Origin of the sequence: Roseisalinus antarcticus (assembly GCF_900172355.1) — a bacterium.
In the GTDB taxonomy this organism is placed as follows: domain Bacteria; phylum Pseudomonadota; class Alphaproteobacteria; order Rhodobacterales; family Rhodobacteraceae; genus Oceanicola; species Oceanicola antarcticus_A.
The window spans coordinates 271,451-285,134 of the sequence record NZ_FWFZ01000001.1; the positions used below are offsets into that span (position 1 = coordinate 271,451).

Here is a 13,684-nt window from a genome sequence, read left to right on the forward strand (position 1 = left end):
CGACCCATACGCCCGAGGAGCCCATGGCCAAACAAGCTGCAAAGAAGACCGCGACCTGGATCATCCTTGGTCTCCTGCTGTTCGGGCTCGCGGGGTTCGGCGCCACCTCCTTCGGGGGCAATATCACCAGCCTCGGCCGGGTGGGCGACCAGGAGGTCTCGACCACCGCCTATGCCCGCGAGCTCAACAGCCAGATCCGCGCTTTCGAGGCGCAGACCGGCCAGCCGCTCTCCTTTCCGCAGGCGCAGGCCTTCGGGCTGGACCGCACCGTGCTGTCGCGGCTGATCTCGACGAAGTCGCTCGACAACGAGGCCGCGTCGCTGGGCATTTCCGTGGGCGACGCCCGCATCGCCGACGAGATCATGGCGATTCCGCAGTTCCAGGGCACAGCCGGCAATTTCGACCGCCAGGCCTACAGCTTCGCACTGGAGCGCAACGGCCTGACCGAGACCGAGTTCGAGACCGACCTGCGGCAGCAATTGTCCCGCACCCTGCTGCAAAGCGGCGTGGTTTCGGCCATCCCCGAGCCCGAGGGCTATGGCACGACGCTGGCCACCTTTCTGGCCGAGACGCGCAATTTCCTGTGGGTCGCGCTGACCGAGGACGATCTGCAAAGCCCCGTGGCAGACCCCACGGACGCGCAGCTTCAGGCCTATTACGACGCCAACACCGACCGCTTCATGAGCCCCGAGACCCGCGAAATCACCTTTGCCCGGCTGACGCCCGAGATGATCATGGACGAGGTGAGCGTCGACGAGGACGCCCTGCGCGCCCTCTATGACGAGCGGATCGACGAATATGTCCGGCCCGAGCGGCGGCTGGTGGAGCGGCTGGTCTTCCGCGACGCGGACCAGGCCGAAGCCGCCCGTGCCCGGCTCGCGGACGAAGATCTCGATTTCGACGCCCTGGTGCGCGAGCGCGGCCTCCATCTGGCCGATATCGACCTTGGCGACGTGTCCGAGGCCGACCTGGGCGAGGCCGGCGCGGCCGTTTTCGCCACCGCCACCGGGGACGTGACCGACCCTCAGCCCAGCGAATTCGGACCCGCGCTTTACCGGGTGAACGCCGTTCTGCGGGCCCAGGAGACCACCTTTGAGGAGGCCCGCGGCACACTGCGCGAGGAACTGGCCGCCGAGCGCGCCCGCCGGATCATCGACCAGGATGCCGAGGGCATGACCGATCTGATCGCCGGGGGGGCGAGCATCGAGGATCTGGCCGAGCGCACCGCGCTCGAGCTGGGCACGATCAGCTACACCGAGGACACCACCTCCGGGTTTGCCGCCTATGCCGCGTTCCGCGAGGCCGCCGATGCCGCCGCGCCGGGGGATTTCCCCGAGATCCTGTCGCTGGAGGATGGCGGCGTCTTCGCCCTGCGCATCGACGAGATCCGCGCCCCCGCGCCGATCCCCTTCGCCCAGGCCCGCGACGATGTGGCCGACGCGTGGCGCCGCGCCGAGGTCAAGGACCGCCTGATGGGCCGGGCCGAGACCCTGGCCGACGAGGTCGAGGCCGCCGGCGATTTCACCGCCGAGATGCCCGTTCCCACCGCCGAGACCGGCCTCGACCGCCGCGCCTTCGTAGGCGACACGCCGCCGGCCTTCATGACCGAGGTGTTCGACATGGCCGAGGGCGAGGCCCGCCGCATCGAGACCCCCACCGGTGCCATCGTGGTGCTGGTGACCGCCATCACCCCCGCCGACCCCGAGGCCGCGGCCGTGGCCGAAGAGGCCGCCCGCATCGCCGCCGAGGCGCAATCGGCGATCACCCAGGACATCTTCGACGTCTTCACCCGCTCCGTTCAGACCCGCACCGATGTCCGCATCGACCAGGCGGCGGTGAACGCGGTCAACGCGACGTTCCAGTAGCCATGGCCCTGACCCCGGATTTCGACAGCTTCCGCGCAGGCTTCGAGGCGGGCCGGAACCAGCTGGTCTACACCCGACTGGCCGCCGATCTCGACACGCCCGTCTCGCTGATGCTCAAGCTCTCGGGCGCGGGCAAGCATGCCTTCGTTCTGGAATCCGTGACCGGGGGCGAGGTGCGCGGGCGCTATTCCATCGTCGGGCTGAACCCCGATCTGATCTGGGAATGCCGGGGCGAGACCTCGCGCCTGAACCGTGCGGCCCGCTATGACGAGGACGCCTGGCAGGATCTGGAGGGCTCGCCCCTCGACACCCTGCGCAGCGTCCTGGCCGAAAGCCGGATCGACATCCCCGACGGGCTGCCCGCGGCCTCGGCCGGCCTCTTCGGCTATCTCGGCTACGACATGATCCGCCTGGTCGAGCATCTGCCGGACGTGAACCCCGACCCGCTCGGCCTGCCCGACGCGGTGATGCTGCGGCCTTCGGTCGTGGCCGTGCTCGACGGCGTGAAGGGAGAGGTCATCCTCTGCGCGCCCGCCTGGGTCCAGCCGGGGCTCTCGGCCCGCGCCGCCTATGCCCAGGCCGCCGAGCGGGTGATGGACGCCGAGCGCAGCCTCGACCGCCCCGTTGCCCTGGCCGCCCGCAGCCTCGGCACGGCCGAGCCCGCCGGCCCGCCGGTGTCGAACTTCGCCCATGCCGAGTATCTGGCCGCCGTCGAGACCGCCAAGGACTACATCCGCGCCGGCGACATCTTCCAGGTCGTGCCGTCGCAACGCTGGGCGCAGCCCTTCACCGAGCCGCCGTTCTCGCTCTATCGCAGCCTGCGGCGCACGAATCCCTCGCCCTTCATGTTCTTCTTCAACTTCGGCGGCTTCCAGGTGATCGGCGCCTCGCCCGAGATCCTCGTCCGCGTCTTCGGCCGCGAGGTGACGATCCGCCCCATCGCCGGCACCCGCCCGCGCGGCGCCACGCCCGAGCAGGACAACGCCAACGAGGCCGACCTGCTGGCCGACGCAAAGGAGCTGGCCGAGCACCTGATGCTGCTCGATCTCGGCCGCAACGACGTGGGCCGGGTCGCGAAGATCGGCACCGTTGCCCCCACCGAGCAGTTCATCGTCGAGCGCTACAGCCACGTGATGCACATCGTCTCGAACGTGGTCGGAGAGCTCGCGCCCGAACACGACGCCCTCTCGGCGCTTCTGGCGGGCCTGCCGGCCGGCACCGTGTCGGGCGCGCCAAAGGTCCGCGCGATGCAAATCATCGACGAGCTGGAGCCCGAGAAGCGCGGCGTCTATGGCGGCGGGCTGGGGTATTTCTCGGCGGGCGGCGACATGGACATGTGCATCGCCCTGCGCACGGCCGTGCTGAAGGACGAAACGCTCTATATCCAGGCCGGCGGCGGCGTGGTCTACGACAGCGACCCCGAGGCCGAGTACCAGGAGACGGTGCACAAATCCAACGCGATCCGCCGCGCGGCCGAGGATGCCACGATGTTCCGGGGCGACGGCAACCGCTGACGCGCGGCGCAGCGGCCGCCGGGACCCGCCAGACCGCCGCCCGTAGGGTGCGCGGTCAATGCGGACCTTCCCCAAAAACCGACGCTTCCCTTCAGCGCCCTCTCGCGCAACACTGGCGCAATGAGTGATCCGCCCGAGACGAGTGCCCCGCCCGATCAGGGCATCGGTCCCCCGCTGGCGGTGCTCGGCGTCTTCGCGGGCGTTGCGATGACCGTGCTCTCGGCCTTTGCCGGGGCCTGGTGGATCTGGGCGGCGGTGATTCTGTGGCTGGGGCTGGTCCTGATCGCGATCCTGGGGCAAAGCGACCCGGCCAGCCGCGCCTTCCTGTCGGGCACCTTGCGCAAATCGACCTACACCCAGATCTACACGACCTTGACCCGCCGCCGGGTCATGGCGCTCTGGTCCCGCTATTGCGACCCGGCAGAGGACCGCGCCACCCTGCCTCACCTTTTCCGGTCCGCCCTGACATGGCGGATCTACAGCTTTGCCCTTCTGATCGCCGTCGTCTATCCCATTGTCCTTCTGGTCGGTCAGTGGATCGTTACCGGCGCGGACGCCCGGCTGGGCATCGCGACAGTCATACCCGCCGCGGATTTCTGGCCGGACAGGGCGATCACACTTGGCCTCTTGACCATCCTGATCGCAAGCTTTGGTGCGCGGAAACTGGCGGCAGCCAGTCGGCATCGTGTCCTGCGACAGGCTGCCGACTGGCTGCCTCTCGTCGCATCCGTAGCCGTAATGGCAGTCGCAGTCGCAGTCGCGGTCGCAGGCGCAGTCGCAGTCGCAGTCGCAGGCGCAGTCGCAGGCGCAGTCGCAGTCGCAGGCGCAGTCGCAGTCGAAGGCGCAGGCGCAGTCGCAGTCGCAGGCGCAGTCGGAGGCGCAGGCGCAGTCGCAGGCGCAGGCGCAGGCGCAGTCGCAGTCGCAGTCGCAGCCGTAACCTTCTGGCTCGCTGCGAAAGGCAAGCCTCGCACCGTGCTGTGGCTCGCTTCCGGGTCAGTGTTTGTGGCCTGGGTCAGCGCGACGGTTTTCATCGACTGGCGGGCGGCCGGCGATCCTCAACGCGCCCTCTTCCTCTTCCTCGGAGTCTTTCCCCTCGCCAACGCGCTGTTCGACGCGCTGTCCTATGCCGCCACGCTGGCGCTGCTGCGCCGGGGGCTGCGCTCTCGGTTGCCGCTGGTGTGGGGGCTGGCCGATCTCGCCTTTGCCTGCGTGCTGTTCCTCGCCCTCGGGCTGGCGCTCACCGCCCTCGTCCACGGGCTGAACACGCTCGCGGGCACGCCCCTGCTGGACCTCGGTGCGCTCTTTGCGGGGGTCCGAGAGGCGCCGGGGGCCTATGTCTGGCTCTACCTCATGCTCTTTTCCACCCTGGTGCCGACAGCTCTGCACGGGCTGCTGAGCCTGCTGGGCGTGCAGGGCCTCTGGCCCCGGTTGCTGCGCGCGCCGGTGGCCGACTGGATGCGCAAGGCGGGCGCGGATCCGGTCAACGCGATCCGGGCGCCCTTCGCGCTCGGCACGATCTGGACGGTGCCGCTGCTGGCCCTCTGCGCCGCGCTCTGGGGGCTTGTCACGCTCGGCGATGACGCCGCCCGCTGGCTCGGGGCATGGTATTTCGACGCGCTCCTTCGGGTCGCCCATGTGCAATTGGGGGCGCTCTAGTGCCCGGCGGCGTCAGCCCTCTTCGGACTGCTCCAGCAACAGGGTCGAGACCGGGCCCGGCTGCACCTGGCCGTCGCGGGCCGCGGTGCCCCAGAGGATCAGGGCCGAGATGGTGTCGGGCCGCAGCCGCGCCAGCACCGTCGTGCCCGCGTCCTGGCGGGCCCGGAACGCCGCCTGTTCGAGGAACCGCCGCACCACCCGCGCGTCCTGCCCCTCGGCGTCAAGATCGCGGTAGATCGTCGTCGCGGGCACGCCTGCCGCCTCGGCCGAGCGCAGCGCGGTGTTCAACCCCTGGCTGATGCTGACAAAGCCCATCCCCCGTTCGGCCAGCGCCGCGATGGCCTGGTCGGTCGCGGCGCGGTTCGCCTGCAGCCCGCCCTCGCCGGCATCGACCAGCACCACCGCATCGGGCACGGCGCGCAGCGCGGCCGCCATGTTGACTTCCACGTCCTGGGGCGTGGCGCCGGCGGGCAGTCGGGCCAGAATGCCCACCTCGAACCCCGCGTCCCGAAAGGCACGGGCCCGCGCCCCGGCGCCCTCGGCGGCGGGATCCAGCACTACTGTCACCTTCATGGGCAGGGCGCCGAGGATGATATCGGCCTCCGGCACGCTGCCATCGTCGAGCATCACCACGGCGATCAGGGGCCTGCCGTCGGTCTCCACCTCGGCGCCGTAGCGGCGCAGGGCGGGTACGGCGTCATCCGCCGCCTCCGCCGCGGGGGCGCCGGCAAGGCCGGATCCGGTCTCGGAGGACAGCGCAAAGCGAGGCGGCGGGGCGGGGTCGTCGGGGACGATCTCGACCACGACCGGCGCGTCACCGGCCCCGTCTGGCTCTGGCAGGACCTCGACCATCGTGGGCGCATCGGGCTCCGGCGTGACCTCGACCACGGCCACGCTGTCCCGAGCCTCCGCCACGACCGGAGGCTCGGGCGCCGGCACGACTTCCACCACGACCGGCGCCTCGGGCGCCTCGGGCGCGACCACGCTGTCCGGGGCGTCGGACACCACCGGAGCGTCGGGCCCGGGCGTGTCCGACGGCGCGACCGGCGCGTCCGCCGCGGACGGATCCGTCGCGGCCGGGTCCGGGGCCTCGGGCACCACTTCGGGCGGCGGCGCGGCGCTTTGGGTGGAGACGTCGGGCGCGGCCTCGGGGCCGGGCGAATCAGGGGCGCGGCCAAGGGGCGGTGCCAGGACCGGGTCATCGCCGGGACCGGACATCTCGGGCGGGGCCGCGGCCTGCGGGCTGTCCAGACCTGACGACACCGCGCCCGTCTCGGGGCGGGTCGCCGGGGTCATGTCGGCAGCGGGCGCGGCCGAATCCTGCGAGGGCACCTCGGGCGCCGGGGCCTCGGGGATCGAGGGCGCGCCGGCGATCTCCACCGGCGCGACATCGGTGCCGGACGCTGCGTCAGGTGCTGCGCCGGGCGCCATGGATGCCCCAGGCGCCTCGACCTGCGGCGGGTCCGGCGGCGCGTTTCCGGCCGGTTGTTCGCCCAGCAACGACGCCAGCGCCAAGGAAATGGCCGAGACGATCACGCCCCAGAACGCCCCCGAAAGAATGCCTCGAAACATCTGTCAACACCGTCCTGCTCTGGCCGTTGGTGGCCTTGACGCCCTTGGGCTTTGCAGCCCATGTATGACCCTGAACGATACCGTTTGCAAAGGCGTGGACGGTAGCCCCCAAATCGGCCCTTCGCCATGCTGCTTCTGATCGACAACTACGACAGCTTTACCTACAACCTCGTGCATTATCTCGGCGAGCTTGGCGCGGACGTCGTGGTCCGCCGCAACGATGCGCTCGACGTGCAGGCGGCGATGGCGCTGAAACCGGCGGGAATCGTGCTGTCGCCGGGGCCTTGCGATCCGTCCCAGGCCGGGATCTGCCTTGCGATGACCGAGGCGGCGGCAGAGACCGGAACGCCGCTGCTTGGCGTGTGCCTGGGTCATCAGACCATCGGCCAGGCCTTCGGCGGCAAGGTCGTGCGCTGCCACGAGATCGTGCACGGCAAGATGGGCGCGGTCGAGCATGCCGGGCGCGGCCTCTTTGCCGGGCTGCCCTCGCCGCTCAGGGCCACGCGCTACCACTCGCTGGTGGTCGAGCGCGAGACGCTGCCGGATACGCTCGAGGTCACGGCAGAGCTCGACGACGGCACTATCATGGGCCTGGCCCACCGAACCCTTCCCATTCACGGCGTGCAGTTCCATCCCGAAAGCATCGCCTCGGAACACGGACATCAGCTCTTGCAGAATTTCCTCGACCTCGTCCCGGTGCCGGCATGACCGACGCCATGAAACCCCTGATCTTCGCCGCCTCCGAAGGGCCGATGTCGCGGTCCCAGGCGCGCGAGGCCTTCGGCTATCTGTTCGAGGGGGTCGCGACGCCGGCCCAGATCGGCGGCTTCCTGATGGCGCTGCGGGCGCGGGGCGAATCCGTCGCCGAATACGCCGCGGCCGCCGAGACGATGCGGGCGAAATGCATCCCCGTGACCGCGCCCGAAGGGGCGATGGACATTGTCGGCACCGGCGGCGACGGGATGGGCACGCTCAACATCTCGACGGCGACCGCCTTCGTCGTCGCGGGCGCGGGGGTGCCGGTCGCCAAGCACGGCAACCGCAACCTGTCGTCGAAATCCGGCGCGGCGGACGCGCTTGGGAAGATGGGCATAGAGGTCATGGTCGGGCCCGAGGTCGTGGAACGCGGGCTGCGCGAGGCGGGCATCGGCTTCATGATGGCGCCGATGCACCATCCGGCGATGAAGCATGTGGGCCCCATCCGGCTGGAACTTGGAACAAAGACGATCTTCAACATCCTGGGGCCGTTGACAAATCCCGCCGGGGTCAAGCGCCAGCTGACCGGCGCCTTCGCCATCGACCTGATCTTTCCCATGGCAGAGACACTGCAGGAGCTGGGGTCGGAAAAGGCCTGGCTGGTCCATGGCGCCGACGGCACGGACGAGATCTCGATCTGCGGGCCGACCTCCGTCGCCGTGCTGGAGAACGACAAGATCACCGGGCGCGAGGTCCATCCCGAGGACGCGGGCCTGCCCGTCCATCCGCTCCGCAACATCCTCGGCGGCACGCCCGATGACAACGCCCGAGCGTTCCGCGCCCTGCTGGCCGGCGACCCCGGCGCCTATCGCGACGCGGTGCTGCTGAACGCGGCCGCAGCACTTCTGGTTGCCGACAAGGTCGCCTCGCTTCGCGACGGCGTCGCCATGGCCCGCGAGAGCATCGACCGCGGGGCGGCCGCCCGCGCGGTCGAGACCCTGGCCCGCATCACCTCGGAGGCCGCATGACCACCGTTCTCGACCGGATCAAGACCTACAAGCTCGAAGACGTGGCGGCGCGCAAGGCTGCCCTGCCGCTCTCGGACGTCGAGGACCGGGCCCGCCGTGCCGGGCGGCCCCGAGGCTTTGCCGAGACGCTCACCAGAGCCACCAAGGAAGGCTATGGGCTGATCGCCGAGATCAAGAAAGCGTCGCCCTCCAAGGGCCTGATTCGAGAGGATTTCGAGCCTGCAGACCTCGCCCGGGCCTATGCCACGGGTGGCGCGGCTTGCCTGTCGGTCCTGACGGATACGCCCTCGTTCCAGGGGGCGGATGAGTTCCTTGTCGCGGCTCGCGAGGCGGTCAACCTGCCCGTCCTGCGCAAGGATTTCATGTATGACACCTACCAGGTCGCCGAAGCGCGAGCACTTGGCGCCGACTGCATCCTCATCATCATGGCCTCGGTGTCCAACGCCCAGGCGATCGAGCTCGAAGAGGCCGCCCTTTTCTGGGGCATGGACGTTCTGATCGAGGTGCACGACGCCGAAGAGCTGGAGCGCGCCAGCCTGCTCAAGAGCCCGCTGATGGGCATCAACAACCGCGACCTGCGCAGTTTCGACACCACCCTCGACACCACGCGCACCCTGTCGCGCCTGGTGCCGCCGGACAAGCTGATCATCGCCGAAAGCGGCCTGTCGACGCCGGCGGATCTGGCCGAACTCGCCCGCTACGGCGCCCGCGCCTTCCTCATCGGCGAAAGCCTGATGCGGCAGGCCGACGTGGCCACCGCGACCCGAGAACTTCTGGCGAATCCCCTCACCGCAACAGGCATCTAGATGGCAAAGCTCACCCATTTCGACAATGCGGGACAGGCGCATATGGTCGATGTTTCGGACAAGCCGGACACGGCCCGCGTGGCCATCGCCGAAGGGCATGTGCGGATGGCGCCCGACACGCTCTCGATGATCGAGGCCGGCGCGGCCGGCAAGGGCGACGTTCTGGGCATCGCCCGTATCGCCGGCATCACCGGTGCGAAAAAGACCGCCGATCTGATCCCGCTCTGCCATCCGCTGCCGCTCAGCAAGGTGGCGCTGGATCTGGTGCCGGACCGGGACCTGCCCGGCATCCGCATCACCGCCACGGTGCGGACCACGGGGCCGACCGGGGTCGAGATGGAGGCGCTCACGGCGGTCTCGACGGCGGCGCTGACCGTCTACGACATGGTCAAGGCGGTGCAGAAAGACATGGAGATCGGCGGGCTGCGCGTGCGGCTCAAGGATGGAGGAAAGTCCGGACGTTTCGAGGCATGATCTCTGTCGCCGAGGCTCTCGAAAGGCTTTTCGGGCTGGTCGTCCCGACCGGGACGCAGACCGTGCCTCTGACCGAGGCCGCCGGGCGCTACATGACGGCGCCCGCCATCGCGGACCGGACCCAGCCGCCCTTCGCCGCCTCCGCGATGGACGGCTATGCCTTTCGCGACGCAGACCTGGGCGCGAACGCCCGGCTTCGGGTGATCGGTGAGGCAGCCGCGGGCGCGGGCTCCGACAAGAGTGTCGGGCCGGGCGAGGCCATCCGGATCTTCACCGGGGCCCCCCTGCCGCAAGGCGCCGACCGGGTCGTGATCCAGGAGGATGTGACCCGCGACGGCGACATGATCTCGATCATTGGTGATGTCGGTAATTCCTTTCATATCAGACCCATGGGGGCCGACTTTAAAGCGGGTCACCAGCTTGATCCGCGTGTTCTGACCCCCGGCGACGTCGCCCTTCTCGCCGCCATGAACCTGCCGCGGGTCACGGTCGCCCGCAAACCGGTGATCGCATTGCTGCCCACAGGCAACGAGCTTGTGCAACCCGGAGAGGATCCCGGACCGGACCAGGTCATCGCCTCCAACAGCTATGGTTTGCATGCCTTGCTGGCCGCGGCCGGCGCGGCGCCGCGGATGCTGCCCGTCGCGCGCGACACCACCGCCTCGCTGGAGATGGCGATCGGGCTGGCCGAGGGGGCGGACCTGCTGGTCACCATCGGCGGGGCCTCCGTGGGCGACCACGACCTGGTCGGCGCCGTGACCGAGCGACTGGGCATGGACCGGGCGTTCTACAAGGTCGCGATGCGGCCCGGCAAGCCGCTCATCGCCGGGCGCATCGGCGGGATGGCCATGGTGGGTCTTCCAGGAAATCCCGTCTCGGCAATGGTTTGCGGGACGATCTTCCTGCGCCCCATGGTGCGGGCCTATCTCGGCCAGCCGGCCGCGCCCGAGCCCCGGCAGCACGCGCCGCTCGCCGCGCCCCTGCCCGCCAACGGCCCGCGAGAGCACTACATGCGCGCAACGCTCACACCCGAGGGTCTGTGCGCCGACAAGCGCCAGGATTCGGCGCTGCTGAGCGTGCTGGCCGCCGCCGGCGCCTTGATCGTGCGCCCGCCGGGCGACGCCGCCCGTGAGATCGGCGAAGAGGTGCCGTTCATCCGGCTCTGATCCCTCCGGCTTTGCCCCCCCAATTCCGGCGGGTTGACACAAAAGGCGAACATACCTAGAACATTCGGTAACGTGCGGCCAGCGCACCTTGGAGGGGTTGGGATATCATGCTGACGAAGAAACAGCTCGATCTGCTTGAGTTCATTCAGAAACGCGTGCAACGCGATGGTGTCCCGCCGTCCTTCGACGAGATGAAGGAGGCGCTGGACCTGCGCTCCAAGTCCGGCATTCACCGCCTGATCACGGCTCTGGAGGAACGCGGCTTCATCCGGCGCATGGCCCACCGGGCCCGGGCGCTCGAGGTGGTCAAGCTGCCTGAGGCCCTGCAGGCCAAGGGGTTCACGCCCACGGTGATCGACGGCGGGCGCCCGGACGAGGTGCCGCCCAAGGCCCTGCCGATCGAAAGCGGCAGCGCGACGGAGCTGCGGATCATGGGCCGGATCGCGGCCGGTGTGCCGATCGCCGCCATCTCCGAGGAATCCGGGCGCGTCTCGGTGCCCAACGGCATGGTCGGGCGCGGCGAGCATTACGCGCTCGAGGTGCGCGGGGATTCGATGATCGGGATCGGCATCAACGACGGCGATGTCGTGGTGATCCGCGAAACGGTGACCGCCGACGACGGCGACGTGGTCGTGGCGCTGGTCGAGGATCAGGAAGCGACGCTCAAGCGGTTCCGCCGCGAGGGCAGCTCCATTGCGCTGGAGGCGGCCAACCCGGCCTACCCCACCCGGCTGCTGCCGGCCGATCAGGTCAAGGTGCAGGGGCGCCTCGTCGGTCTGATCCGCACTTATTGAGCCCTCCCGGCGACACGGGCCGCGGGCCCCGGCGCCAGCACCCGCGGGAGGGTCACCTCCGCGACCTCCGGCGTCCAGAGCCTGTGACCGGTCGTGCCGCGGGAGGTGACGAGCCGGAGCCCCGCGCCCTCCACATGGCCCGCGACCGCCCCCGCGGCCCGCAGTGCCAGGAGGTCCAGCATCACGCAGGGCCTCTCCCCCGTCTCGTCCACGTTTGTCACCAGGATATCCGCGCCGCCGCAGCCCTCGACCGCCGCCAGGGCGCGTTTGCCGGTCACGTGCAGCACCCGCAGCGGGCCGACATCGGCCAGGTCCCCCCGCCGTATCGCGCCAAGATCGTGGGCCGCGTCCTGGGCCATTGGGGCGCCGTCGTTCTCCAGCCAGATCTCGGCCGAGAAGCCGTCGCCCTTGGGCTTCGACAGGGCGCGGCCTTCGGGCGTCATCACCCCCACGAGGCCCCCGGTATCGGCCACCAGCAGCGCGGGCCGCTCCGCCTGGCTCCAGAGCGCGGCGGCCAGGCACAGGGGCGCGAGCCCGCCCCAGCGCAGCCGCCCGCGCCACAGGATGACCCACAGCGCCCCGATGGCGAGCAGCGGCAGCACCCCGTCGCCCGGCGCCACCACGTGGCTGATCGCGCCCTCCCAGCCGGAGACGGTCTTGGCCACCGCCAGGATCCAGCGCAGCCCAAGCTCCATCACCCAGAGGCCGATCCCGGCCAGCCCCAACGGTGCGAGCACTGCGGCCAGCACCGCCGCCGGCATCACGACGGCCCCCATCACCGGCACGCTCAGCACGTTGGCGACCAGCCCGTAATGCGAGACCTGGTTGAAATGCGCGGCGGCGAAGGGCGCCGTCGCCAGCCCCGCGATCAGCGAGGACAGCACGACCGAGATCACCGGCTGCAGCCAGCGCGGCCCGATCCGGACCCCGCGAAGCCCGCCGAAGACCGCCACCAGCGCCGTCGTCGCGGCGAAGGACATCTGGAAACCGGGGCCCGTCAGCTCTTCGGGACGGCGGATCAGGACGATGACGGCGGCCACCGCCACGGCCCGCAGGGTCAGGGCCCGGCGGTCGAAAAGGACCGCCACCAGCATCACGCCGACCATGATGAACGCCCGCTCGGTCGCGACATTGCCGCCCGACAGCGCCAGGTAGCCCGCGCCGGCCAGCAGGGCCAGGACCGCGCCCGCCTTCTTGGTGTTGAACCGCAGCGCGACCCAGGGCACCAACGCCAGCCCGTAGCGTGTGAGCGCGAAGAGAAACCCGGTCAGCAACCCCATGTGCAGCCCCGAGATCGCCAGCAGATGCGCCAGGTTCGAGGCCCGCAGCGCCTCCAGCGTCCGGGCGGGCATGGCGGACCTGTCACCGGTCGTGACGGCGGCGGCGAAGGCCCCCGCCTCGCCCGCCATCCGGTCCTGCATCGCGGCCGACAGCGCCATGCGCACCCGGTAGATCCACAGGGCGGGGTCGGGCTCGGCCCCCGAGAGCATCAGCACCGGTGTCCGGGTGTAGCCGACCGCCCCGAGCCCCGAGAACCAGGACATCCGGCGGAAGTCGAAACCGCCGGGCTCTACCGGGCCGGAGGGCGGCGATAGGTGCCCGGTCAGGATGACCACCATCCCCGGCACGGGCGCGATGAAGCCCTGCTCGCCGTGCAGCGACACCCGAACGCGGGTGGGCGTGCGCGCCCGCGACATCCGCTCCAGCACGACCCGGTCCAGGGTCAGGCGCACCGCGTCCGAGGCGGAGCGGTCGATCTTGACGATCCGGCCCTCGATCGCGCCGTAATAGCGGAAGCCCAGCACCGGCTCGGCCACCGCATGGGCGCGCAGCCCCGCAAGACAGAGCCCGCCGGCCACCAGCATCGCCGCCCATCCCAGGCAGGACAGCACGGGCCCTTCTCGCCGCGCGGCCCAGAAACCGGCCAGCGTGACCAGGGCCAACGCGGCATAGGCCGGCGCCCCCGGCTCCACCCGCAGGGCGAAGTAGAGGCCGATGCCGGTGCCCAGCCCGACCGGCACCCAGCCGAAAAGCTGGCCGCGTTGTGACAGCAGCGATGCCGAAAGACCCCGAGCCACGCGCACTTGTCCTTCATCCGCCGCGCAAGTATCCC

11 protein-coding genes are annotated in these 13,684 nt (G+C 70.3%); 9 read left to right on the plus strand and 2 right to left on the minus strand.

Translation table 11 applies throughout. The annotated features are described in order from the left end of the window. The first annotated feature begins 23 nt into the window (after window positions 1–23). The 3 genes from ROA7023_RS01295 (at window position 24) to ROA7023_RS01305 (ending at window position 5,035) form a co-directional block, all read left to right on the plus strand. Complete coding sequence (locus tag ROA7023_RS01295) at window positions 24–1,865, plus strand: peptidylprolyl isomerase (protein WP_085877185.1); 1,842 nt, start codon at window positions 24–26, stop codon at window positions 1,863–1,865. Window positions 1,866–1,867: 2 nt separating this feature from the next. Continuing rightward, the gene (trpE, locus tag ROA7023_RS01300; RefSeq protein WP_085877186.1) at window positions 1,868–3,379 is read left to right on the plus strand and encodes an anthranilate synthase component I; all 1,512 of its coding nucleotides are present in this window, start codon (window positions 1,868–1,870) and stop codon (window positions 3,377–3,379) included. A gap of 120 nt (window positions 3,380–3,499) precedes the next feature. Further along, complete coding sequence (locus tag ROA7023_RS01305; RefSeq protein ID WP_085877187.1) at window positions 3,500–5,035, plus strand: hypothetical protein; 1,536 nt, start codon at window positions 3,500–3,502, stop codon at window positions 5,033–5,035. Window positions 5,036–5,047: 12 nt separating this feature from the next. Here ROA7023_RS01305 and ROA7023_RS01310 read toward each other — a convergent pair whose 3' ends face one another. Next, window positions 5,048–6,607 carry a divergent polysaccharide deacetylase family protein gene (locus ROA7023_RS01310; RefSeq protein ID WP_085877188.1) on the minus strand — a complete coding sequence of 520 codons (1,560 nt, stop codon included), beginning with the start codon at window positions 6,605–6,607 and terminating at the stop codon, window positions 5,048–5,050. A 126-nt stretch (window positions 6,608–6,733) separates the two neighbouring features. Between ROA7023_RS01310 and ROA7023_RS01315 the strand changes: the two genes are divergently transcribed. The 6 genes from ROA7023_RS01315 (at window position 6,734) to lexA (ending at window position 11,571) form a co-directional block, all read left to right on the plus strand. Further along, window positions 6,734–7,315, plus strand: a complete 582-nt coding sequence (locus tag ROA7023_RS01315; protein ID WP_085877189.1) for an anthranilate synthase component II — start codon at window positions 6,734–6,736, stop codon at window positions 7,313–7,315. Next, complete coding sequence (gene trpD / locus ROA7023_RS01320) at window positions 7,312–8,331, plus strand: anthranilate phosphoribosyltransferase (protein ID WP_085877190.1); 1,020 nt, start codon at window positions 7,312–7,314, stop codon at window positions 8,329–8,331. The genes ROA7023_RS01315 and trpD overlap by 4 nt, the downstream gene beginning before the upstream one ends. Further along, window positions 8,328–9,137, plus strand: coding sequence for an indole-3-glycerol phosphate synthase TrpC (trpC, locus tag ROA7023_RS01325; protein ID WP_085877191.1), 810 nt, complete (start codon window positions 8,328–8,330; stop codon window positions 9,135–9,137). The genes trpD and trpC overlap by 4 nt, the downstream gene beginning before the upstream one ends. Continuing rightward, a complete protein-coding gene (gene moaC / locus ROA7023_RS01330; RefSeq protein ID WP_085877192.1) occupies window positions 9,138–9,611 on the plus strand; it encodes a cyclic pyranopterin monophosphate synthase MoaC in 474 nt (157 codons plus the stop codon). Beyond that, on the plus strand, window positions 9,608–10,777 hold the full coding sequence (locus tag ROA7023_RS01335; protein WP_085877193.1) for a molybdopterin molybdotransferase MoeA: 1,170 nt from the start codon (window positions 9,608–9,610) through the stop codon (window positions 10,775–10,777). The genes moaC and ROA7023_RS01335 overlap by 4 nt, the downstream gene beginning before the upstream one ends. 107 nt (window positions 10,778–10,884) lie before the next feature. Further along, on the plus strand, window positions 10,885–11,571 hold the full coding sequence (lexA, locus tag ROA7023_RS01340; protein ID WP_085877194.1) for a transcriptional repressor LexA: 687 nt from the start codon (window positions 10,885–10,887) through the stop codon (window positions 11,569–11,571). Here the strand turns inward: lexA and ROA7023_RS01345 are convergent. Then, on the minus strand, window positions 11,565–13,649 hold the full coding sequence (locus ROA7023_RS01345; RefSeq protein WP_234991969.1) for a ComEC/Rec2 family competence protein: 2,085 nt from the start codon (window positions 13,647–13,649) through the stop codon (window positions 11,565–11,567). The genes lexA and ROA7023_RS01345 overlap by 7 nt on opposite strands. Between the last annotated feature and the right edge of the window lie 35 nt (window positions 13,650–13,684).

What these genes read in the sequence shown, in the direction of transcription:
- ROA7023_RS01295 (WP_085877185.1), top strand. Translation starts at nt 24, where the DNA reads ATGGCCAAACAAGCTGCAAAGAAGACCGCGACCTGGATCATCCTTGGT.
- trpE (WP_085877186.1), top strand. Translation starts at nt 1,868, where the DNA reads ATGGCCCTGACCCCGGATTTCGACAGCTTCCGCGCAGGCTTCGAGGCG.
- ROA7023_RS01305 (WP_085877187.1), top strand. Translation starts at nt 3,500, where the DNA reads ATGAGTGATCCGCCCGAGACGAGTGCCCCGCCCGATCAGGGCATCGGT.
- ROA7023_RS01310 (WP_085877188.1), bottom strand. Translation starts at nt 6,607, where the DNA reads ATGTTTCGAGGCATTCTTTCGGGGGCGTTCTGGGGCGTGATCGTCTCG.
- ROA7023_RS01315 (WP_085877189.1), top strand. Translation starts at nt 6,734, where the DNA reads ATGCTGCTTCTGATCGACAACTACGACAGCTTTACCTACAACCTCGTG.
- trpD (WP_085877190.1), top strand. Translation starts at nt 7,312, where the DNA reads ATGACCGACGCCATGAAACCCCTGATCTTCGCCGCCTCCGAAGGGCCG.
- trpC (WP_085877191.1), top strand. Translation starts at nt 8,328, where the DNA reads ATGACCACCGTTCTCGACCGGATCAAGACCTACAAGCTCGAAGACGTG.
- moaC (WP_085877192.1), top strand. Translation starts at nt 9,138, where the DNA reads ATGGCAAAGCTCACCCATTTCGACAATGCGGGACAGGCGCATATGGTC.
- ROA7023_RS01335 (WP_085877193.1), top strand. Translation starts at nt 9,608, where the DNA reads ATGATCTCTGTCGCCGAGGCTCTCGAAAGGCTTTTCGGGCTGGTCGTC.
- lexA (WP_085877194.1), top strand. Translation starts at nt 10,885, where the DNA reads ATGCTGACGAAGAAACAGCTCGATCTGCTTGAGTTCATTCAGAAACGC.